This window comes from Pseudenhygromyxa sp. WMMC2535 (assembly GCF_011083025.2).
The window spans coordinates 5,301,384-5,321,972 of the sequence record NZ_JABJWV010000001.1 but is presented as its reverse complement, the minus strand read 5'-3'; the positions used below and the strand labels follow the sequence as shown (position 1 = coordinate 5,321,972).

The 20,589-nt window shown below is 66.6% G+C and carries 27 protein-coding genes and 1 pseudogene; 14 read left to right on the top strand and 14 right to left on the bottom strand.

The features are described from left to right. Nucleotides 1-106: 106 nt before the first annotated feature. Nucleotides 107-277 (bottom strand): hypothetical protein, encoded by a 171-nt coding sequence (locus tag G6O69_RS20940; protein ID WP_172305280.1) that lies wholly within the window; start codon nt 275-277, stop codon nt 107-109. Between the two features lie 30 nt (nt 278-307). Here G6O69_RS20940 and G6O69_RS20935 point away from each other — a divergent pair, with 30 nt between their 5' ends. Together G6O69_RS20935 and G6O69_RS20930 are read left to right on the top strand one after the other, a co-directional pair. After that, nucleotides 308-472: a hypothetical protein gene (locus G6O69_RS20935; RefSeq protein ID WP_172305279.1), complete on the top strand. Its 165-nt coding sequence runs from the start codon at nt 308-310 to the stop codon at nt 470-472. A gap of 138 nt (nt 473-610) precedes the next feature. Then, entirely contained in the window at nt 611-799 is a 189-nt protein-coding gene (locus G6O69_RS20930) for a hypothetical protein (protein ID WP_176396995.1), read from the top strand. 33 nt (nt 800-832) lie between these two features. Here the strand turns inward: G6O69_RS20930 and G6O69_RS20925 are convergent, their stop codons facing one another. Continuing rightward, nucleotides 833-1,189, bottom strand: coding sequence for a helix-turn-helix transcriptional regulator (locus G6O69_RS20925; RefSeq protein WP_172308292.1), 357 nt, complete (start codon nt 1,187-1,189; stop codon nt 833-835). A gap of 194 nt (nt 1,190-1,383) precedes the next feature. On the opposite strand from G6O69_RS20925, the gene G6O69_RS20920 reads away from it, so the two are divergent. Continuing rightward, nucleotides 1,384-1,632: a helix-turn-helix transcriptional regulator gene (locus tag G6O69_RS20920; RefSeq protein ID WP_172305278.1), complete on the top strand. Its 249-nt coding sequence runs from the start codon at nt 1,384-1,386 to the stop codon at nt 1,630-1,632. Here the strand turns inward: G6O69_RS20920 and G6O69_RS20915 are convergent. Further along, nucleotides 1,629-1,946, bottom strand: coding sequence for a helix-turn-helix transcriptional regulator (locus G6O69_RS20915; RefSeq protein ID WP_172305277.1), 318 nt, complete (start codon nt 1,944-1,946; stop codon nt 1,629-1,631). The two genes, G6O69_RS20920 and G6O69_RS20915, sit on opposite strands and share 4 nt — an antisense overlap. 160 nt (nt 1,947-2,106) lie before the next feature. Between G6O69_RS20915 and G6O69_RS20910 the strand changes: the two genes are divergently transcribed. Next, entirely contained in the window at nt 2,107-2,373 is a 267-nt protein-coding gene (locus tag G6O69_RS20910; RefSeq protein ID WP_172305276.1) for a hypothetical protein, read from the top strand. Between the two features lie 147 nt (nt 2,374-2,520). Here G6O69_RS20910 and G6O69_RS20905 read toward each other — a convergent pair whose 3' ends face one another. Beyond that, nucleotides 2,521-2,682, bottom strand: coding sequence for a hypothetical protein (locus G6O69_RS20905; protein WP_172305275.1), 162 nt, complete (start codon nt 2,680-2,682; stop codon nt 2,521-2,523). A 131-nt stretch (nt 2,683-2,813) separates the two neighbouring features. Next, entirely contained in the window at nt 2,814-3,137 is a 324-nt protein-coding gene (locus G6O69_RS20900) for a trypco2 family protein (protein ID WP_172305274.1), read from the bottom strand. A gap of 408 nt (nt 3,138-3,545) precedes the next feature. Between G6O69_RS20900 and G6O69_RS20895 the strand changes: the two genes are divergently transcribed. From G6O69_RS20895 to G6O69_RS41640, 4 genes are all read left to right on the top strand, one after another. After that, entirely contained in the window at nt 3,546-4,040 is a 495-nt protein-coding gene (locus G6O69_RS20895; protein ID WP_176396994.1) for a hypothetical protein, read from the top strand. Nucleotides 4,041-4,161: 121 nt separating this feature from the next. Beyond that, nucleotides 4,162-5,238, top strand: coding sequence for a DDE-type integrase/transposase/recombinase (locus G6O69_RS20890; protein ID WP_176396993.1), 1,077 nt, complete (start codon nt 4,162-4,164; stop codon nt 5,236-5,238). After that, the gene (istB, locus tag G6O69_RS20885; RefSeq protein ID WP_172305272.1) at nt 5,235-5,993 is read left to right on the top strand and encodes an IS21-like element helper ATPase IstB; all 759 of its coding nucleotides are present in this window, start codon (nt 5,235-5,237) and stop codon (nt 5,991-5,993) included. Before G6O69_RS20890 ends, istB begins: the two co-directional genes overlap by 4 nt. Nucleotides 5,994-6,156: 163 nt before the next feature. Continuing rightward, nucleotides 6,157-6,672, top strand: coding sequence for a site-specific integrase (locus G6O69_RS41640; RefSeq protein ID WP_346017071.1), 516 nt, complete (start codon nt 6,157-6,159; stop codon nt 6,670-6,672). A gap of 368 nt (nt 6,673-7,040) precedes the next feature. On the opposite strand, the gene G6O69_RS20875 is transcribed toward G6O69_RS41640, so the two are convergent. The 4 genes and pseudogenes from G6O69_RS20875 to G6O69_RS42290 all read right to left on the bottom strand — a co-directional run. Further along, nucleotides 7,041-8,183, bottom strand: coding sequence for a hypothetical protein (locus tag G6O69_RS20875; RefSeq protein ID WP_172305271.1), 1,143 nt, complete (start codon nt 8,181-8,183; stop codon nt 7,041-7,043). Nucleotides 8,184-8,426: 243 nt separating this feature from the next. Further along, complete coding sequence (locus G6O69_RS20870) at nt 8,427-8,684, bottom strand: hypothetical protein (protein WP_172305270.1); 258 nt, start codon at nt 8,682-8,684, stop codon at nt 8,427-8,429. A 178-nt stretch (nt 8,685-8,862) separates the two neighbouring features. Beyond that, nucleotides 8,863-11,112 carry a DUF4215 domain-containing protein gene (locus G6O69_RS41635; RefSeq protein ID WP_346017150.1) on the bottom strand — a complete coding sequence of 750 codons (2,250 nt, stop codon included), beginning with the start codon at nt 11,110-11,112 and terminating at the stop codon, nt 8,863-8,865. 64 nt (nt 11,113-11,176) lie between these two features. Further along, a pseudogene (locus G6O69_RS42290) lies at nt 11,177-11,415 on the bottom strand (hypothetical protein); the annotation flags it as partial. A gap of 518 nt (nt 11,416-11,933) precedes the next feature. Between G6O69_RS42290 and G6O69_RS20860 the strand changes: the two are divergent. Beyond that, a complete protein-coding gene (locus G6O69_RS20860) occupies nt 11,934-13,277 on the top strand; it encodes a radical SAM protein (RefSeq protein WP_172305269.1) in 1,344 nt (447 codons plus the stop codon). Between the two features lie 30 nt (nt 13,278-13,307). Here the strand turns inward: G6O69_RS20860 and G6O69_RS40410 are convergent, their stop codons facing one another. Both G6O69_RS40410 and G6O69_RS20855 read right to left on the bottom strand, forming a co-directional pair. Next, nucleotides 13,308-13,439, bottom strand: a complete 132-nt coding sequence (locus G6O69_RS40410) for a hypothetical protein (protein ID WP_255215835.1) — start codon at nt 13,437-13,439, stop codon at nt 13,308-13,310. Nucleotides 13,440-13,451: 12 nt separating this feature from the next. After that, complete coding sequence (locus G6O69_RS20855) at nt 13,452-13,814, bottom strand: helix-turn-helix transcriptional regulator (protein ID WP_172305268.1); 363 nt, start codon at nt 13,812-13,814, stop codon at nt 13,452-13,454. Nucleotides 13,815-14,024: 210 nt separating this feature from the next. On the opposite strand from G6O69_RS20855, the gene G6O69_RS20850 reads away from it, so the two are divergent. Beyond that, nucleotides 14,025-14,519: a hypothetical protein gene (locus G6O69_RS20850; protein ID WP_172305267.1), complete on the top strand. Its 495-nt coding sequence runs from the start codon at nt 14,025-14,027 to the stop codon at nt 14,517-14,519. Here G6O69_RS20850 and G6O69_RS20845 read toward each other — a convergent pair whose 3' ends face one another. Next, nucleotides 14,520-14,810: a hypothetical protein gene (locus G6O69_RS20845; RefSeq protein WP_176396992.1), complete on the bottom strand. Its 291-nt coding sequence runs from the start codon at nt 14,808-14,810 to the stop codon at nt 14,520-14,522. It abuts the gene before it with no gap. Between the two features lies 1 nt (nt 14,811). Between G6O69_RS20845 and G6O69_RS20840 the strand changes: the two genes are divergently transcribed. After that, a complete protein-coding gene (locus tag G6O69_RS20840; RefSeq protein ID WP_172305265.1) occupies nt 14,812-15,477 on the top strand; it encodes a hypothetical protein in 666 nt (221 codons plus the stop codon). Between the two features lie 319 nt (nt 15,478-15,796). On the opposite strand, the gene G6O69_RS20835 is transcribed toward G6O69_RS20840, so the two are convergent. Next, complete coding sequence (locus G6O69_RS20835) at nt 15,797-16,255, bottom strand: hypothetical protein (RefSeq protein WP_172305264.1); 459 nt, start codon at nt 16,253-16,255, stop codon at nt 15,797-15,799. Between the two features lie 154 nt (nt 16,256-16,409). On the opposite strand from G6O69_RS20835, the gene G6O69_RS20830 reads away from it, so the two are divergent. Then, nucleotides 16,410-17,180 (top strand): hypothetical protein, encoded by a 771-nt coding sequence (locus G6O69_RS20830; RefSeq protein WP_172305263.1) that lies wholly within the window; start codon nt 16,410-16,412, stop codon nt 17,178-17,180. 8 nt (nt 17,181-17,188) lie between these two features. On the opposite strand, the gene G6O69_RS20825 is transcribed toward G6O69_RS20830, so the two are convergent. Beyond that, nucleotides 17,189-18,139 carry a hypothetical protein gene (locus G6O69_RS20825; RefSeq protein ID WP_172305262.1) on the bottom strand — a complete coding sequence of 317 codons (951 nt, stop codon included), beginning with the start codon at nt 18,137-18,139 and terminating at the stop codon, nt 17,189-17,191. A gap of 154 nt (nt 18,140-18,293) precedes the next feature. On the opposite strand from G6O69_RS20825, the gene G6O69_RS20820 reads away from it, so the two are divergent. Together G6O69_RS20820 and G6O69_RS20815 are read left to right on the top strand one after the other, a co-directional pair. Further along, a complete protein-coding gene (locus G6O69_RS20820; protein WP_172305261.1) occupies nt 18,294-18,593 on the top strand; it encodes a hypothetical protein in 300 nt (99 codons plus the stop codon). Nucleotides 18,594-18,933: 340 nt separating this feature from the next. Then, nucleotides 18,934-20,382, top strand: a complete 1,449-nt coding sequence (locus G6O69_RS20815; protein WP_172305260.1) for an RCC1 domain-containing protein — start codon at nt 18,934-18,936, stop codon at nt 20,380-20,382. Nucleotides 20,383-20,589 lie beyond the last annotated feature (207 nt).

Here is a 20,589-nt window from a genome sequence, read left to right as displayed (position 1 = left end):
CGAGGGTCTCTGAGCGCCAAGGCGTCCAGTCGCGCGCGCTCCAAAGCCGCTTGAGCTAGAGTGCAGCTTCAGGGGAAAGGTCCGGGGAGTTCATGGTGTTTGGGGTTTAGGAAGTCTTATCGTCGGAGGGATCGGCGTAGCGCAGCCACGCCCGGCGGATCAGCGCCGCGGCCCAGGGCCGGCGGCAGGCTTCGCCCGCGAGCGTGAGCCGGGCTGTCGGGTTGATGGCCGGGTCCAGCAGCATCCCGATCTGCGCCTCGCCGAGATCGGCCCCCATCGGGCAGACGACTGCCGGGACGCCGGCGCAGTGCAGGCGCAGCGCCTCGAGGAGGTCGAGCTCGGGCTCGACCAGCCCGTCGGGTTCTATCGGCTCGACAGCGGCGACGGCGTGCTCTGGTCGTTCGGGCCCAAGGATCTGCTGCGCTTTGATGGCCAGGCCTGGCAGCGGATCTCCTTTGCCATGAACGAATAAAACGGCTTCGTCCAGGCCCGCAACGGAGGTGTCTGCACGAGCTCAGGATCAGGGCCCAGAGCTCGGCCATGGCCGAAGAAAGCGCGGCCCCCAATACATGATCCGCTGGGTCGAGCGCGAAGTAGATCCGGACACTCGGTGGCAGACTCAGCACACCGACCCCACGACGCGCAGGACTCGAGCCAGGAGCTCGTCGTCGACATCGCCCTCGACGTGCACGCGGGCCTCGCCGAGCTCGATGAACAGCTATGTTGCGCGTGCGGCGCTGAGGCTCAGGAGCCTCAACTAGGAACAGCCGCAAGTCGCCTGGCCGGCCCCAAAATTTGAGCACATGGAGCTTCGAGGCCAGCCTCGGTGCACTCACTCATCAGGTTCCTCCACTCCCCGGATCAGATCGATCACCAGGTGGGCAGCGTGGAGCCCCACTGCCTGCTCGCGCGGAGTCAGCGATCGGATCGCGTCGATGATCTCCAGCGGGATGTCGCGCTTGCCGAACTCGAAGCTCGTGAACAGAGTCGAGAGTTCTAGACTGAGCCCCTCGCAGAGCTTGCGAAGCGTGTCGTAGGAAGGGGAGAAGGACCCCTGCTCGAGCCGTCGAATTGTGTCGACGGACAGGTCTGAGCGCTCGGCGAGACGTTCCTGGGTCAACCCACGAGCACGCCGGAGCGACTTCACATGCTGGCCGAAGCGGCGATTCACCTTGTCCACGTTGCGAATCTAGCCCACAGCGACTCGGCAATTTTTCAGGGCACAGCCCGGCATGAACCCGAGCGCGGGCTCGCTAGCGCATCACATGGCAACACACCCAGTGGAGCTTCCACACGTTGTTTCAGGTCAGCCAAGAACACGAGACTCGCCGGCAAATCCGGCATGAGTGTCGAGGCGTTCACGGCTTGCGATACCCTCCACGAGTGGCCGACAAGTCCACCCACCAACCCGCCCACGTGCTGCTGGCGCTCAACTTGCGCCGTCTGACCGAAGTGCGCGGCATCTCGCTCGCTGCCGTCGCGGATCGTTCTGGCATCGATCGCCGCGAACTCTTCGCCGTCATGGCCGGCGAAGTCGATCCCAGCCTCGACTGGCTCAACGGGCTCGCCGATGGACTGGGTGTCAGGTTGGCCGAGCTGTTCGAAGAACCGCCCGGCCAACCTCCCCCCTAGCTGTCCAAGGTCTGCCGGACTCGAAGCGCGCCCACCAGAGTGAGCGCGACGTGCTGATCCCGCGTCGACAGCCCGCGGATCAAGACGGCGAGTTCATCGGAGCGCTCGAGCTGATCCTCGAGTAGCCCGACGAGCGACAGGCCGAAGGCCTTGGCGATCTTGACCATCGTGCCGAGGGTCGGGTGATAGCGGGCGCGTTCAATGCGCGATATGGTGTCAACCGAGAGCCCAGCCATCCGAGCCAGCTCCTCCTGGGAGAGCTCTCGTCGGCTGCGAAGTAAGCGCACGCGCTCGGCGAACTGAGTCATGTCCATGGGTACCCCCCACGGGCTGCTGGAGGCTCGGGGCCGCGACACTGGGCCACGACGCGAGCCGCCAGCACGGACGGCATCGTGGGCAGAAGTGGTTGGGTAGACATGTTGCTAGGATATTTGAACTCCTAGTGATATTCCAGGTGTGATAGCGTTTTCCCGGATGGACTCGAAGAACAGAGCGATGGCTCAACTTGGGGCGGCAGTCGAGCAGCTCGTGCAGGCAGATCCGCGGCCCGCTGCTGTGATCGCGCGTGAGGCTTGGACTGACATCGAGCCGGACTCGGCGCGGCGCCAGCTGTCTGCGGTGCGGGCTGGCCGACGATGGCTCGGGGCCGAGCGTGCTCAGCAACTGGCAGACGCACTCGAGGTAGACCTCGAGGAGCTCTATGCGTCAGTGGAACGCAAAAAACCGAACCGCGGCCCGTAGGAAGTGTCTACCCAACCGTCGGGGCCGCAGCTCGGGCCGACCGAAGCCGGCGGCGAATCATACATAATCCTGGCCTCACCTCCAGTCGAGACTGGTCGCGGGCATGGCGGGCGTCGTCTTCTCAAAACAACTCGCGTCGGGCGTGGGTCATGGGGCCGAGGCCGCGAGACCATCGAAGCCCTTGCGCATGTCCGCGGGCTCGAAGCTGAGCTCGACGAGGACGTGGTGGCGGCCTTCGACGAGGATCGTGAGCACCGAGTTCGTGTCGGGTTGGGCCTCGCCGTTTGAGCCCGACACTTCGACAGACATACCGAAGGAGTAGCTCGAGCAACTACTTGTCCGCGCTGGAGCAGTTGGCCATAGGCTGATCCGTGTATCTTTCGTGCGGCCTCCCCTCGCTCGAGTCCGCCTCATCCGACCGCGAGATCGACGCTCGACTTCTACCTGAACTTGCCTGGGACTGGTGTCTCGTCTGCGACCTCGACGCGCTCGCCGCCCTTCGTCTTGGGATTCAACGTCAGCTTGAACTTGTGTTTGATCAGCTTGTCGACGGCGTGCTCGCCTTGGGCGGTGACGACCCAGAACTTCAGACCTCCGCCACCGCTGGTCTTCCGACCAAGGGCGAGCTCCAGTTCGAGCTCGACCTTGTCGATATCGAAGCGGATCGCCTTGTCCTTGCCGGCTTCCATGGCGACGGCGAGTTCCAGGCGCAGCGACTCGATCATCTCGGAAAGTGGGACGGGTTGATCCAGGTTCTCGACCATGAAGGCATGATAACGCGCGGGGAATCCCAATTGCGACTGAACGCCCACCGGCCGACAGTTCTGGTCTATACTGGTCCACGATGAACTCCCCAAATCCCGGGCGAGTCGCCTATGTCTGGTCGCCTGAAAACAGGCGGGTCGGCAGCGGCTACGTCATCCGGGGCGAGCGTGACTTGGTCCTGACGGCGGCCCACGTCGTTGGGGACGCCACGCAATGCAAAGTCCGGCTTCATGGTGGCGATCGCTGGCTGGAGGCGGCTGTCAGATGGCGTGGCGACGGTGAGGTCGACGTCGCCGTGTTACTCCTCGACGAGCCGTTGGAGGTCGACCTCGGCCGGGAGCCCGCTTGGGCGAGCTGCCGCAACGTTGACCTGAGGTGCGAGGCGACCGGCTACCCGCGCTTTCAGCATGCCAACGAGCTCGTGGGACACCGAGGGCTTCGTGGGCACGCTTCGGGCCCAGTCGGGGCTCGAGAGTGGGGTGCTCAACGCGGTCCACCAAGCCCCAGGTCGGCCACCAGAGCACTGGAAAGGCATGTCCGGCGCGGGCCTGTTCGCGGAGGGCCTGCTGATCGGGATCGTGACCGACGAGTCCATCGACACCGCCAGCTTGCTCTCGGCCTACCGCTGCCTGACTCGGCACCTGTGGGTGCTGGGCGTCGAGCTCGCGGATCCGCGACTCTACCCGGAGCTCGCCGCCGACAGCTTCCCCGTGGTCAGCGGCGGTGACGGAGCCCGCGAGCAGGCGCTCGGCGGCGTGATCGACAGCCTCCTGGCGCAGCGTCAGCAGGCGCGCAAGGACAAGGACTTCGCCAAGGCCGACCTGATCCGCGACCTGCTCGCGGCGGCGGGGGTGAGCATCGAGGACACGCCCAAGGGCCCGCGCTGGGACGTCCGCGAGTAGGCCGGGCCGAGCCTCGGACAAATAAAAAACACAGCGAGCCCAGCGCTCGCTGTGTTTTTTTAATCTGCCTCGGCGCTCTAGAGCGGCGCTCTAGCCGTCCTTGCTCAGGGCGCAGGCTTCGATGAGGTCGCTGACCTTGAGGCCCACGGGGATGCCCAAGGTAGCGATCTCGTTCCAGACCGGGAGCAGGTTCCTGGTCGCGAGCGCGTGGACCTGGGCCTGCGTGGCGCTGTCGGAGAGCTACGAGGCGCTGGTCGAGGGGCTCCAGCGGGCACTGTGGGCCCTGGGCGGGGTGCCGCGGAAGCTGACCCTCGACAACATGTCGGCGGCGACGCACGAGCTGAAGAAGGCGCGGGGCCGGAGCCTCAACAAGCGCTTCGCGGACGCGTGCACGCATCTGGGCATCGAGACGGTCCGGCGCATCAACGTGGGCAAGTCGCACGAAAACGGCGCGGTCGAGGTCCGGCATCGGCGAACCAAAAAGCTGCTGAAGCAGGCGCTGATCTTGCGGGGCAGCCGGGACTTCGCCAGCGTCGAGGATTACGAGCGCTTCGTCCAGCAGACCCTCGAGCGCGAGCACAACCAGCACGTCACGGCGAAGCTCGAGCTCGAGAGCCCCTTGCTGAGGCCGCTGCCGATCAAGCCGGTGCCGACCTACACGACCGAGACGCCGAAGGTCCGGCGCTGGAGCACGATCAAGGTGCGGGGGCGGATCTACTCGGTGCCTTCGCAGCTGATCGGCCACCAGGTCGAGGTCCGGCTGCACGCCAACGAGGTCGAGCTGCGCTACGGCGGTGAGGTGGTCGAGACCTTCCCGCGGCTGCGAGGCGAAGGCGCGCACCGCATCGACTACCGCCACGTGATCGCCTCCTTGGTGCGCAAGCCCGGGGCCTTCCCCAACTACTGCTTCCGCGAGGAGCTGTACCCCTCGCTGATCTTCCGCCGGGCCTACGACGCGCTCGAGCGCGCTCGACCCGGGCGCGGCCACGTCGACTACGTGAGGATCTTGCACCTCGCGGCGATGACGATGGAGTCGACGGTCGAGGCCGAACTCGCGCAGCTGCTCGAGGCCGGCGCGCCCTTCGACTACGCGACGGTCAAGCAGCGGGTCCAGCCCACGGAGTCCGAGGTCCCGCAGCTCGAGGTCGGCGAGCCCGATCTGGGCGTCTACGACGAGCTGCTCGGAGGTGCGGCGTGAACCCTCGACCCCCCGCCCACGCCGAGCAGATCACCACGCTGCTGCGCAGCTTCAAGCTGACGACCGCGGCCGAGGAGCTGGTCCCGCGCCTGGTCACCGACGGCCACGAGCCAGCGCTGGCGACGATCGCCGAGGTCCTGGACCTCGAGGCCGAGGCCCGCCACGCTCGCCGAGTCGCTCGCCTGCGCCGGGCCTCGAAGCTCAGCGTCGGCAAGACCTTCGAGACCCTCGACGACAAGCGGCTGCCGCGACCGGTGGTCCGCAAGCTCCGCGAGCTGCAAGCCGGCGACTTCCTCGACGAGGCGATCAACGTGCTGGCATTCGGCCTGCCCGGCGTCGGCAAGAGCCACGCCCTCGCGGCCCTCGGCCACGCCCTCGTCGAGCAGGGCCGCTCGGTGCTGTGGACGCCGACCTACTCGCTGATCCAGGAGCTGCTCGCGGCCAAGCGAGATCTGGAGCTGCCCCGGAAGCTGCGTCGGCTCGACAACTTCGAGTTCGTGATCCTCGACGACATCGGCTACGTCAAGCAGTCGGCCGAGGAGGCCGAGGTCCTCTTCACCCTGCTGGCCGAGCGCTACGAGCGACGCTCGACGGCGCTGACGAGCAACCTGGTCTTCAGCGAGTGGGACCGGATCTTCAACAACAAGATGGCGACCTCGGCCGCGATCGACCGGCTCGTGCACCACTCGGTGATCCTGGAATTCAACGTGTCCAGCTACCGGACCGAGAAGGCCAAGGGGCGCAAGAAGGGCTGACGCCCGACGACAACTACACCGGGCTGCGACAACTGCCCGAACGACAACTACCCCGCGCGCGAGGTCGCCGTGCACGGGGACGCGCAAGTCTCGCACCGGCAGGAATAATCGTCGCCAATCGGAAAAAATAATTGACGCTGATCAGCCGGCGGACGCCCTCGAGGTGCTGCGCAAGCGCCTGGCGGGGCTGGGTCGCAAGGAGCTCGTGTTCAGCAAACCCAAGGGCTACAAGGCGGCGCATCGCGGGGAGCGGGAGGCCAAGGGCGGGGAGCCCTGGTCGCACAAGGACCTGTTCAACGCGGTGAACCGCGCGCGGGCCGGAGCCGGCATCGAGCGCTCGGTCGGGGTGCACACGCTGCGGCACACCTTCGCCACCCACGCGGTGGCGGCCGGGGTGCCGCTGTCGCTGGTGTCCCGGCAGCTGGGGCACTCGGACGTGCGGACGACGATGCGCTACGCCCATCACGCACCGGAGCTGACGCCCGGGATCTTCGACCGGCTCTCGGAGCCGGCTGGGGAGACCGAGGGGCCGGTGACGGCCGGGGGAGATCTGGATGAGCCGACGGCTCGGGGGCGCTCGAGGAAGCGCCGCCGAGGGGGCTCGAAGGGGGGCTCTCGGGGGCGTTCTGGGGCTCGGGCGGGATCGCCGCGGGCTCAGAATCTGGATGAATCTGGATGAATTCGGGATCCGAGGGATCGCCCGGAAATACTAAACCCCCGTAGACGAGCGTCTAAGGGGGCCTAGCTTGCGAAATCTGAAAGCTCCGGCAACAGGACTCGAACCGAATTGGGGGCTTCTGCGAAACGTCAATGATGGCGCGCAGTTGGGCCGGAAGCTCCCGAAATCGTTCGGGTTTCTTTGTGCCGTGGGGGCCCGGGGGAGGGAGGCTCGTGGAGTCTCGTTCCGCAGGGTTGGAGCACACGCGGAGCACACGATGCTCGGAACTGAGACCGGCGCTGGCAGCACCCTGGCTTGTGGCAAGTGGCGAGGCTGTGGGTTTCGCTGCCTGACCGTCGCTCCCAACTATGCGCTCCTTGATTGGATGATCAGAACAACGCGGCGACGGCAGCATCTGCAGCGTCCGACGCTGCGCTCTGAAGAGCGGATTCGGCCTCAGATTCGGCCTCTGAAACCACCTCGTGTGCCGCCCACTTCAGCGCTTTCATCAGCCAGCCATCCCCCGATGAACTGCTTGATTCACTTTGCGGGACCAGTACGCCGCTCTGGTTGCTCAGGTTGAGCGGCACTGTGCCGAAGCCGGTCTGGGTGCACGGAGAGCCATCGCTGGCTGGAAAGAATGATATGAACGTGGCATAAGGCGTGCCGGCGTTTATGTTCGTACCCAGGAACGATCGGGTGTTGGCGCTGCTGACCAGGATCTGTTTACTGGGGGCCCAGATTAGATCAAATGCTGTCTCAACCCAGGAGCCCTGTGGCAATTGCGCCTTGGTCGTGTTGCCCGGTGTCAGCTGGAAATAGCCATTGTTATTGGAGAATGAATCGCCCTGGCAGAACGTAGCAAAGGCTGCTCGACTGTCGCCGTTGGCTTGTTTGAGCAGTGCACCGATCAGGTAGTTCCCGCAATAGTCAATAACGCTTACCGAGCTTTGTTCGGCAGAACTGGACCAGTCGCCCTTGGGCCAGTATCCCGATCCCAGATTTTTTTTCTCGATCGCTTTCAGTATCTGCTGGTCGGTATATGCCTGCGGTGTCGCCTGGCTGGCTACAAATGTAGAGCCTTGATTGCTCAGTGTTGCCGTGGGCAACGCGAAGCAGTTCTGTGGGTAGTTCGAAGTGCCAGTGATCACGCTGCTCAGGTAGATCAAGCCCGCCGTGTTCAGTGGCTGCAAGTTTCCTGAACAGTCCCGGACAAATGGGAAGTTCTCGTTGGCCTGGAACATGTAAGAAGCCTGGCACCAGACCGTGTTGTACGCGGTCTTTGCCCATGTTCCCTGAGGCAGGGATGCTTTGGTTTTGGAGCCCACTGTCGTCATCTGAAGCCCGCCCGACATGTTGGCGAACTCGTCTCCATCATTGAATGCAGCGGTCGCCGAAACATAAAGATCGTTGTTGTTCTGGCCCGCATTGGACAGCGTGGTGAAAACCGACTGTCCAGAGTACGAGCTGATGAACGAGCGTACCGAAGTCTGTGTCCAGGAGCCAATGGGCATATCGTTTGAGGTTGTCATTTCCGCATTACCTTTTTGTGTCGTTTGCAGTGCCCGTCCACTACCTTGATTGTCGATTATCTGCGGTGTCTGCCGTGCCTGCTTACGACTTTTCGATCAAGTCGGTCAATTTCGTGGGATTTTCAAAACTGATTTTGACAGATGCCCCCTTCCGAGTCAAGCGCGATCACAGTCATGCCCGACACGGCCCACGCAGGAAGAAACTCGTGCCTCACCTACCGCCGGAGTGGCGCTGGTGCAGGCCTACTGGGTGCTGAGGAAGGTGTATCCTTGCACCGTGCCGTCCTCTGTGTACGGCTCCAGGTACTCTCCAAACGTGTCGAGGCACTTGTCCTCAAGGCTGCAGATGCGAAGCGCTTCCCCTAGATTCAGGGTTGCGCCCGGCTGGAGCGCGCCGAGCACGATGATCTTGGCGCCATCCTCGGTCAACTGGGCCGTGGCGTCACTCATGATGATGGTACCTGCGCGTGTCGAAACGACGACGTTGGAGAACGGCTGCATGTGGAGGCTCCTTGGGTTCTGAGGATGCGCGTGCACCGAGGTGCTCACAGTCGCCAGCATACGGTGCCCCGGGCCTGGGGTCACCTCCGGGCATGCAATCCGTGCAACGGCGCATGGGCGCACGCGAGGCGATGTCGAGCATCAGACCTCCGCGTTGACCCCTCGGGAGCGCTCGGTGTCAGTAGAGGTAGACCGCTCCGCTGGAGTTGGCGGAGTTGTCAGCCTGGTTGCCGCTGATGCCCGTCGCGTTGCTGTCCTCGAAAGCGGCGCCGACCGCCAGGGTGTCGCCGTCGCCCGACAGCGCCACGCTGCGTCCGAAGAAGTCGTAGACGCCGGTGTTGGAGGCCTTGACGTAGGCTTGCTGCGTCCACACACCACCGTTGCGCGCGAACACGTAGACCGCTCCGCTGCCGCTGGCGGAGTTGTCAGCCTGGTTGCCGCCGATGCCCGTCGCGTTGCTGTCCTCCAGATAGGCGCCGACCGCCAGGGTGTCGCCGTCGCCCGACAGCGCCACGCTGTATCCGAAGGAGTCGCCGGCGTCGGTGTTGGAGGCCTTGACGTAGGCTTGCTGCGTCCACACCCCACCGTTGCGCGCGAACACGTAGACCGCTCCGCTTTGGCTGGAGTTGTCAGCCTGGTTGCCGCCGATGCCCGTCGCGTTGCTGTCCTCGAAAGCGGCGCCGACCGCCAGGGTGTTCCCGTCGCCCGACAGCGCCACGCTGTATCCGAAGAAGTCGTAGGCGCCGGTGTTGGAGGCCTTGACGTAGGCTTGCTGCGTCCACACCCCACCGTTGCGCGCGAACACGTAGACCGCTCCGCTGTTGTTGGCGGAGTTGTCAGCCTGGTTGCCGCCGATGCCCGTCGTGTTGCTGTCCTCGTAAAAGGCGCCGACCGCCAGGGTGTCGCCGTCGCCCGACAGCGCCACGCTGTATCCGAAGGAGTCGCCGGCGTCGGTGTTGGAGGCCTTGACGTAGGCTTGCTGCGTCCACGCCCCACCGTTGCGCGCGAACACGTAGACCGCTCCGCTTTGGTCGGCGGAGTTGTCAGCCTGGTTGCCGCCGATGCCCGTCGCGTTGCTGTCCTCCAGATAGGCGCCGACCGCCAGGGTGTTCCCGTCGCCCGACAGCGCCACGCTGTGTCCGAACCAGTCGCTGGCGTCGGTGTTGGAGGCCTTGATGTAGGCTTGCTGCGTCCACGCCCCACCGTTGCGCGCGAACACGTAGACCGCTCCGCTGCTGCTGGCGGAGTTGTCAGCCTGGTTGCCGCCGATGCCCGTCGCGTTGCTGTCCTCGGAATAGGCGCTGACCGCCAGGGTGTTTCCGTCGCCCGACAGCGCCACGCTGTGTCCGAACTGGTCGCTGATGCCGGTGTTGGAGGCCTTGACGTAGGCTTGCTGCGTCCACACCCCACCGTTGCGCGCGAACACGTAGACCGCTCCGCTGCCGCCGGCGGAGTTGTCAGCCTGGTTGCCGCCGATGCCCGTCGCGTTGCTGTCCTCCAGATAGGCGCCGACCGCCAGGGTGTCGCCGTCGCCCGACAGCGCCACGCTGTATCCGAACCCGTCGTTGGCGCCGGTGTTGGACGCCTTGAAGTACCCGACCGCCTCGGCGAGGGAGCCGACCACGTCGACCACCGACGACTCCGCGCAACCATCCATGTTGCAGGCGAGCAGCTTGTAGCTCGCGTCGAGCCTCGAGTGCAGCGGCATCGTCACCGACACCGACTCGCCCATGATGTCGTCGCCGACCTGCACGAAGGGCGCGACACCATCGACGCTCTCCCACAGCTGATAGAACTGGGCCCCCAGCACCGGTGCCCAGGTGAAGTCGAACTGTTTGACCTGGGAGAAGCTCAGCTCCAGCGTCGGGGTCTCCGGCGAATCCGTGCACATGCTCGTGCAGGTGTCGAAGTCGTCCATGTTGCCGTCGTCGCAGGCCTCGTTGTTGGCCCACACGTAGCCGTCACCGCACGTGGCAGGCTCGCAGGTCTCGGGGCAATCGTCCGTGTTGTCGGCGTTGCCGTCGTCGCAGACCTCGTTGTTGGCCCACACGTAGCCGTCACCGCAGCTGGCCGCGGCGCAGGTGTCGAGGCAATCGTCCGTGTTGTCGGCGTTGCCGTCGTCGCAGGCCTCGTTGTTGGCCCACACGTAGCCGTCACCGCAGCTCGGCGCCACGCAGGTGTCGAGGCAATCGTCCGTATTGTCGGCGTTGCCGTCGTCGCAGGCTTCGCCCTGCTGAACCATGCCGTCACCGCAGCTGGCCAGCGCACAGCTGTTGGTGCACTCGTCATCGTCGATGTCGTTGCCGTCATCGCAGCCTTCGCCAGGTCCGACGAAGCCGTCGCCGCAGCTCGCGTTCATGCAGCTCGAGATGCAGGTGTCGGTGTCGTCGGCGTTGCCGTCGTCGCACTCCTCGACACCGTCTTGCACGATGCCATCACCGCACACCGCGAGCGCGCACGCATTGGTGCAGGCGTCGGTGTCGATATCGTTGCCGTCGTCGCACTCCTCGCCCGCGTCGACGTTGCCATCGCCGCAGACGGGATCGCCATCATCGCCATCATCGCCATCGCCATCGCCATCGACATCATCGCCATCGCCATCGCCATCGCCGTCACTGCCAGACTCGGTCGAGGTTTCGCTCGAGGTTGCGGTCGTGTCATCAGTGCAGGCGGTGGTGCCTACGATGGACAGGAGAAGAGAGAGTAGATACAGACGTTGGAGTCGCCTCATGGTCGATAAATTGTTCGTGAGAGTGAGTGGCGAAAGCAAGCGAAACCCGCGATGTGCAAGATTCGACCATCCAAGAATGTTGCGAGCGAAACTTCACGGCGTGATTCTGAGCAGTTTGTCGACGCCCTCATGAATCGATGCAAGCGCGCTCGGCGCCGTCAGTTCGCCCATCCCTCTGAACACTCCTCGCGGCAGGCTGGTGGAGGTCGCCGAGCAACCTCAGATTATTCCGGATGCGTTCGCGGTTGCGTTCGTCCTCCCCAAAGGCTGCACCGGCGGTTAGGGACGCGAGTCTCCTGGTGCTGCTCGCCGACTCCGTCAGCGCGGGAGAACTAGCGGGTCCAGCCCCGCAGGCGCGCGGCCTCGCTCAGTTGCTCGCGCAGCCTCCTCGTGCAATCCGGCTGGCCGTCCCTCGGCAGGTGGTCGGAGCGCCACCGTGCTAGCCTCGCCCATGTGTCGCCGGTCCTCCCGAGTTGGCTCCGTGACGCGCTGCCCCCCCGCTACGGGCGAGCGCTCGGGTGGCCGACCGCCGCCCCCATCGCTTGACCCTCGCCTTCGGCCCGGAGCAGGCGCCGCGTCACGTCATCGACGTGATCGACATAGTCTACGCCGAGCCCGCGCAAGGGGGGCTGCTGCGCTTGGGCCGGCTGGTGTTCGGCTACCGCGAGACGCCAGCCCTGAGCGGCGCGTCGGCCAAGGTCCTCGAGCGAGAGGCTCGCTTTTGCAAGGCGCTGGCGGCAACTCTGGTCCGGGCCCATCTTTTGGTTGGCTGGACCCGAGGCCACGAAGGCCTCGAGGCGTTCGCCCTCGAGAGGCGCTGCGCGAGCGAGGCTGAGGGGGCCAAGCTGATGCTCGTGGAGGCCGACGTCGTCATCATGGGCATCGAGCGCAGCCTGGCCAAGCTGCGCTACAGCCCTGGGGCCGTGAGCCAGCTGGAGCTGTTCTTGTCGGCGCCCTGCGACCAGGCCTGTCGGTTTTGCGTCTATCCATACCTCGACCCGGGACACCCCGCGCTGGGCCGGAGCCCGGGCCTGCTCGAGTGGGCGGCGCAGGTGTTCGCCGAGCTCGACGCTCGGCCGGGGCCGAGCGCGGTGCAGCTCTCGGGCCCCGACGTCCTCCGAGACCCCCGCCTGGGCGCGCTGCTGGATCTCTTGGCTCGCTACTCGAGCCTGGAGGTCGAGCTGCTCGGGCCGATGACCGGCCTCGCAGACCCGCAGCTGGCCGAGGCTGTGCTCGGGCGCGAGCAGGTCGTGGCGATGCGTACGACCTTGCTCTCACACCGCCCCGAGGTCCACGACGCGCTGGTGGGGCGGGCCGGAGCGCACGCCGACGTGCTCGCGGCGATCGACGCGGCCCTGGCGAGGGGGCTGTGCGTGGGGGTCAACAGCGTGCTGACGCCTGACAACGCCGGCGACCTCACCGAGCTCCTGCGCCTGCTCGAGCCGTGGTCCGGCGCGGGGGTGGACCTCCAGGTTCAGCTCTACCACCCCGAGGCCCTGGGCATGGAGCCCGAGGGCTGGCGGGCGCTGGCGCTCGAGCGCCTCGTGTGCGGGCCCGCTCAGATCCGGGCGGCCTTCGCCGAGCTCGCGCGGGCGCCCGACGCCGACGCGCTGCTCTCGCTGGTCAGCGCCCGCCACATCGCCCACTGCTGGTTGCCAGCCTCGATCCGCGAGCGGGTGGTCGAGCCCGTGGCCGAGCCCCAGGACAACTTCACGACGCCGCCAGCGTGCGCAGACTGTCCCGGACGCGAGGGCTGCCCTGGGCTGACCATGCCCGCCTTCGAGCGCTGGGGACCGGAGGCCGCGTCGCCCTTGAAGTCTCCGAGCGGGGCGGGCGACGCCGCGCTGTCTGGTGAGCGGTGATCACCCCGGGGAGCTCAGGCCTGGGGGAGCTCAGGCCTGAGCGATCGTCAGGCGCTGCATCAGCAGGGCCCGCTCGAGCCCGGCCTTGAGCGAGCCGAAGGTCTCGAGCTCGCCGAGCTCGACGCCAAGGGCCCGCTCGACGATGCGCCCTGACACTGTCATCGACCAAGAGCGTCAGTCGCTCTGGGGCCACTTGAACTCGAGCAGCACCTTCAATACCTCCAGCGCAAGCCGGACCTTGTCCTCCGCCCTCCCAACCAAGAGATCCGCAACCTCCTGCTCCACCGGCACCGTCCACAGCTCATACGCCGAGATCAACGTTGACAGCCGAAGGTCCAAACCCCGAGCCATCTTCACCAGCGTCGCCAGGCTCGGAGAGAACCCCCCAGCCTCGAGCCGACGGATCGTATCCGGCGAGAGCCCGGCCCTCTCAGCGAGCGCCTCCTGCGTGAACCCGCGGGCGAGCCGAAGGCTTCGAACATGCTGCCCGAAGCGGATGCCGTCGATGTCGTACACCTCACAGGCTTGGTCGCTCATGCCAGCCCCCGCGGGAAACGAGCGAAATCGTCAGCCAAAAGGCCGCCAGAGACAGAGAACTCATCTGTGCGCATCATCGCCAGAGCGAGAGACCGACTCCCGCTGAAGCGTTCGGAGTTTCTGACCCTGCAAATCTTCCCGGTCGACCCACGGCATCCGTCCCTGTAGCGAGCGGCGATGCCCACCTGGGACACGGGTAAAATTTCGCCCATGTCTCCCAAGCTCCCGCTCGCCCTCACAACCGCCGCGCTCCTCGGCGTCGTGGTCTCCCTCCTCACCCCGGGGTCGGCCTCCGCCCAGTACCGAGATCTCTGCGACAGCACCCAAGTCTGCGACTACACCGGCCCCAACGCCCCTGTCCTCGACGCGGACGTCTGCCTCGACCAGACCGGCCAAACCCGGCTCAAGGGCTCGACCCCCTGTCCCGCGGGACAGGTCCCCTTCCACGTCCGCTACGGCGAGCTCCTCGACCCCGTTGAGCTCCTCGTCGTCGCCTACACCCCCCTCGAGAACGCCTGCTCGATCCCAGGCCTGTGCGACCCCGGAGACTACGCCCCCGGCGAGACCTCCACAGCCCAGGCGATCTGCTGCTTCGGGAACGTTTGCTGGCCGGGGGTCGACTGCGGCGGCACCTTGATGTGGTGCGATGACGGCGTCTGCAACGAAGACGGCACCATCACCTGCTTCGAGGGCATGGAGTTCTGATCATTTGCCTGTAGAGAGCGGCTCGATTTGCGAGGACAGGTAGCGAACCCTCTCGATGGCGAACGTCTCGGTGACCTCGTCCCCGAGGTCACGGCTGAGGGTGCCGACCACCATCCAGGCCTCGAGCGCCATGCGCCCGTGCATCTCGTCGTCGAGGTGCTGAGCGACTTCGCGCGCGAGGCCGATGAGATCTGCCTGCCGGCCTTCCCGCCGCGCTACGGGCCGGGCTTCCAAGAGCAGGTCGCGGGCAGTGACGTGCTCGTGGTGCTCATGGGCCTTGGCGAGCTTCACCATGATCCGCAACGTCTCGGGCGGCTCAGCCGGCGGCAGCTCAGGCGCGTGGACCCAGGCCGACGACGATCGGCTGCTGGCCTGGCCTGTCTCTCAGCTCCTCGACGATCGAGGCTTCGCTCGGGAGATCGGCGCGTCACTGAACACCACGCTCGTCACCGACCAGCTGTGGCCGAAGGCCGATCACCCCGTGATCGAGGCGCTGCTCCCCTGGGAGGTCCCGCCAAGGCCGAGCGAGCTCGGGCGCGGCGTCTTGGACCACGTGAACCGGGAGCTGTGGGTGGCTACGGAGGATCCATGCCACGTCCGCCGCAACCCGCTCGGCGAGCTTTCGGACGTCCTCCCCCGCATCGGCTGTGTATCGCCAGGTGTGCAGCTCCTGTCCCTCCGCGTCGTGGATGGTGACGCTGCCCACCCACGCCTTTCGCCAGTGGTGCTCCTTGGGGGGCGGCGGCTGCGGGCGCTGCGGAAGGCGGGGGTCGGCTACGTGTTCGCGCACCGGCAAAGCTCGAGTAGGCGGGGCAACGACCCGGAGCCGGAGATCTGGCACGCAGTCGGGCAGTGGGCCGTGACGGCGCTGGGCATGTCGGACGGCGGTCCGGGGTACGCGGTCGGGACCGGGGCGCCGATCCCCGACGCGTGGCGACGAGCGCCGACGCTGGCGTGATGATCTCTCAAGCATGGAGACGAGGGCGACCCGGCGGGTCGCCCTCGTCTCTTGTGCGATCGATCTCGATCGGCTAGAAATGCTCCCAGCCGGCAGTTTTGGGCCTCTACAGACCCTTTGGCACCGGCAAGGATCGATCCAGAATAGCCCCCGAGCCGTCTCCACCATGTCTCCACGAGATCGGAGGAATTGGCGGGACGGATGGGGACTCACGAGGACTCGATGAAGGGGCGGCTCCAGGCTCCGAGGTGGCGTCTGCTGCAAAAGATGTGCGGTGGCGCCTAGTTAGAGAACCGATGTCAGACTCCACCACGGGCTCCTAGCCGCAGTCCTCGCGCAGCTTGGCCAGGGACGCCTCCGCGTCCTTGCGGTCGTCCTCGTACTTGTCCTTCTCCGCGTAGGTCACGAAGTGCTCGTAGTAGGTGATCGCCTTCTCACAGTCACCGACCTGCTCCGCCGCCTTGCCGACCTTGAGCGCGAAACCGTGCTTGCCAGGGACGAGCTGATAGGCCTGCTCGTAGAGCCCGAGCGCCCCCTCCCAGTCGCCCTCCGCGGCCTTGCCCTCGGCCTCCACGTAGTAGCCCTTGGCCTTCTCGAGCCGCTCTTCTTCGCTGAGCTCCGGCTCGACCGGCTGCGGCGCGGGCTCGGGCTCGAGGCTCTCGTCCGGCACCCAGGTGTCGTCCTCGGGCTTGGTGGTCTCCTCCTCCTGGTTCTTCTTGCACGCCGGCGCCCACACGAGCGCGGTCAGGAGCAGGAACACGATCGACTTGCTTCGCATCGCCGCGCAGTATTGCACGGCCTCCGAGACCCTGTAGAGGCCCAAAGATGCCCTCTTCAATCCCTGCGACTTGTTAGTTTCGTTAGCGGTGTGGCTCACCATGTCGGCACGCCTCGCCATTCACTACACCGCCTGCCCCTGATACCGTCTGCTCGTGGCTCGCAAGCTTCGATTCACTGCTCTCGCGTCCGGCCTCGCGCTCGCGGCGCTCGCGGCGGCCTGTACCCCACAAAAGCCACAGCCCACCCCACAGCAGGTCGAGCTCAGCCCGGAGCAAAAGCTCGCCAAAACACAAGGTGAAGCGGTCCGGGCGATGCTCGCCCCGATCCACGCCGCGGTCCCGGAGCCCGCCAGCGCGACGGTGCGACCCTGCCCCCAGCTGCGAGGGCGCGCCTTCAACCTGTCCTGGGGTCGCCTCGATCAGCTGGTCGCCGGCACCCCGGCCGAGACCCGCAATGAGGGCAGCGCCGATATCCTGCCCTTCAACGACGACGAATTCTCCACGCCCAAACACTACCGCGGCAAGGGCCTGCACAAGGCCGACGCCCAAGACCTCGCCCGCGTCGCCCGGGCCCACGAGCGCATGCCCTCCATCGAGTACGTGCGCGTCGCTCGAAGCGAGCGCTACGTCCCGCCGCAGCTGTCCGAAGACGACGCCTTCGAGCCCGGCTCGCTCAGCGGCTGGCTCATGGTCTTCGACCGCGAGGGCGAGCTGGTCTGCGCCGTGCGGGCGCAGGTCGAGAGCAGCGAGAGCGTCAACGTGAACGCCCCCGATGCGCTCCAGGACGAGGACCGAGCCAGGCAAGTGAGCGAGACGACCCTGCTGGTGGATCTGACCCAGCACCTGGCTGGTGCGCTGCGCGAGGCGGCCAAGCCGGCGCAGCGTGCCGTGCCAACAACGCCACCGGTCGTCGACGAGCCCTGAGGCCGCGCTCACCGACGCGAGACGCCAAAGCTCCCGTTGGCCGTGGGCCGGAAGCCAAACGCGCCCTGCATCGAGGACGGGAGGCTCAGCGTATAGTCCGGGGTGTTCGGTCCGATGAGCGTGTGCACGAGCACCGTCGACGGCGACAAGCGCCGACCGTCCCAGGACCACATCACGTTCTTCATCGGCCCGCTCGTGCAGGACTTGGTCGCGAGCGCCGCGAGCCGGGCCTGGCCGTCGCCGGGCCGGGCCGGGGTCCAGGCGAGCGCCTCGCCAGCGGCCACGATCACATGGGGCGCGCTCCCCCACAGCGCCTCGGGGAGCGCCAGCCAGATCAGCGAGGCCCCCTCGCCCTGCTCGCGCGCCGGATCCTCTTCGCCGAGGGCCGCGTCGATGCCGAGGGCGAGCAGCTCGGCGTCGGACTCGGGCAGACGCGCGCGCGCCTCGTTGGGCAGGCCGTCGAGGTCGAAGCCGTCGAGGACCACGCGAACCTCGAAGTCCCCGCCGACCGGCCGCGAGCAGGTCGCAAGGCCGTCGCGGCTGGTGTTGGTTCGCACGATCCGCGCGCGCAATTTGGCGCGCAGCTCGTTTTCGGACAAGGCGGCGATCTGCGGGCCGAGCTCGGCGAGGCGCTCGCCGGCGGCCGCCTCCATGGCCTCGTGCGTGGCGTCGGGGATGTACTTGCGCAGGAAAAAGCCGATCGCCACCTCCCAGCGCTCCTCCTCGGCGGACGCACACATCATCCGCAGCATGCGGAGGTTCTCGCGTCCCGAGCCGAGCGGGCCGTGGACGGTGATCTGGTCACCACGAAATTGGATCTTGCCGCCTCTATGCTCGACGTAGCGACGGACCGCGTCGTGGAGTTTCTGCTCGCGTCGGATATGGCGAAGACGGATCCCAACGTAGCCAAGGGCGATCAGCGCGCCGACGCCCCAGAGGATCTTCATGAAGATGGACATGGCCGTGCGTAGCACGAAGTCCGCCTTTCCTCTACGCCCTCTCAGCCATGACCAATATTGCCCCACTCGACCCAAAACAGCGTCAGTACCCCAACGAGCGCGCTTTCTCGGCAGCGACTTGCTCTTTGTCCATCCCTGCTATCTTCCCCCCACGATGCTACCCGATGGTCAACCTCCAAACCCCTACGCACAGCCCACTCGAGCACCCGACCCAAACCCCTATGGGCCCCCGAATCCAATCCCCGCCTGGGCCGAGGGCTACGCCGAGGAAGACTACGTCCCCCAAGGCACCTACTGGGGCGGCTTCGCGGCCGGCTTCGTTCTGGCGCTGCTCGGCTTGCTCGGAGTTTACATATTCGGCAAGGAGGAGACCAAGCGCGGTAGCCTCCACGGCTTCGGCATTCGCGTCGGTCTGTCGATGCTCTTTTGGATCTTCACCTTCGCCATGAGCTAGCGGCCCCTGTACTCCAGGAGGTGGCTCGCCCCTCCGGGCGAAAAATCTCCTGTTTTTTCTCGAATCTCGCGTGGCGAAATTACAGCGCCCATCGCCTGGCTCGCGCTGCCACTCCGGCCCCCTCGAGCGGACAAAGGGCCACGGAGCGACGCTCAGCGGGCCCTCCCCCCTGTCCGAGTAAGTCCTCGACACACCTGCTCTCGTCGGCTCTTCGAGCTCGGCAAGCGAGCCCGCCTCTCGACGGGGACGCCGTGGCGCTGACGTCCGCCCCGCGGCGTTGCAAAATGAGCGCATGCGCTCCCCCGAGAAACTGGCATCCACGCTCGGTTTCCCCGTCTTGATGGCGACCCTCCTCGCGCCGGCGTGGGCCTGCACCAGCGTGCCTTTTTGCGAGCAGCAGCCCGACAAGTGTGTGGCTGGAGACGAGGGCGAGAGTGGAGGCAGCGACACGAGCGAGGACGCCAGCTCGACCGAAGACACGAGCGGAGCTGACAGTGACGGCGACAGCAGTGGCCCGCTATGTGGCGACGGCGAGGTCGAGGGCGAAGAAGAATGCGACGACGCCAACGCGATCGACGGTGACGGCTGCGACAGCGACTGCACCTCGACACAGGTGGCCGCCATCACCCTCGGCGGCTACCACGGCTGCGCGTTGATCGACGGCGGCCGCGTGCGCTGCTGGGGACTCAACGACTCCGGCCAGCTCGGCTACGGCAACACCGACAACGTCGGCGACGACGAGCTACCCAGCGAGGTCGGTGACCTGCCGCTCCCGGGCACCCTCACCACCCTCGAGCTCGGCGCCTATCACTCCTGCGCGCTCTTCGAGGACGACGCCCTGCGCTGCTGGGGCGCCAACGACTACGGCCAGCTCGGATACGGCGACACCTACGACCGCGGGGGCACCGAGAGCATCGCCAGCTTGGCGACGATCGACGCGCCCGCGTTCACCGACATCCAGCCGGCCTTCTATCACACCTGTGGGCTGACCGAGGGCGGCGAGGTCCACTGCTGGGGCCAGGGCGAGCTCGGTCAGCTCGGCTACGCCAGCGTCGCCAACATGCTCCTCCCGGGCGAGGCCGTGTCCCTCGGCGGGGCCGTGGCCAGGCTGATCGGCGGAGGCGAGCACGCCTGCGTCATCCTCGAAGACGACGGCAGCCTGCGCTGCTGGGGCTCCAACCACTACGGCCAGCTCGGCTACGGCGACACCGAGAACATCGGCGACGGCGAGCTCCCCGACACCGCCGGCCCGGTCCCGCTGCTCCCCGAGTCCCTGTCCCACGTCGACATCGTCGACCTCGTCACCGGCGGCCCCCACAACTGCGCCCTGCTCAGCAACGGCGAGGTCATGTGCTGGGGCAGGAACGACTACGGCCAGCTCGGCCTCGGCCAGTTCGGGAACATCGGCGACGACGAGCTCCCCGACTCGGTGCCCACCGTCGGCATCCCCGGCCCGGCGGCGCAGATCAGCTTGGGCTTTCACCACACCTGCGCCCTGCTCACCAGCGGCGAGGTCACCTGCTGGGGCCGCGGCGACTACGGCCAGCTCGGCTACGGCGACACCAACCACGTCGGCAACAACGAGCTGCCCGAGGACGTGGGCTTCGTCGATCTCGACGCGAAGGTGCTGACCATCGCCGCCGGCGGCTATCACACCTGCGCGCTGCTCGCGACCCGCGAGGTCCGCTGCTGGGGCCGCAACGACTCCGGCCAGCTCGGGCTGGGGCATATGGACAACATCGGCGACGATGAGCTCCCCCTGAGCGAAGCGCCGCTCTCGCTGCTCTGAGCGGCGCTCGCTCGCGCGAGAAAAAGCTGCCGGTCACAGGCTCGTGACAGCGCGAGCGCTGTGACCCCCGCGAAACTTCGGCCTGCTAACACGCCAGCGTGGCAGGTCGGCTCGCAGCCATGGCCCCTAGGAGCCCGTGGTGGAACCCAGCGCGGTTCCTCGCGCCGGGGTTTTCGTCGAGGGCGCGAAGCCAAAACGCCGCTGTAC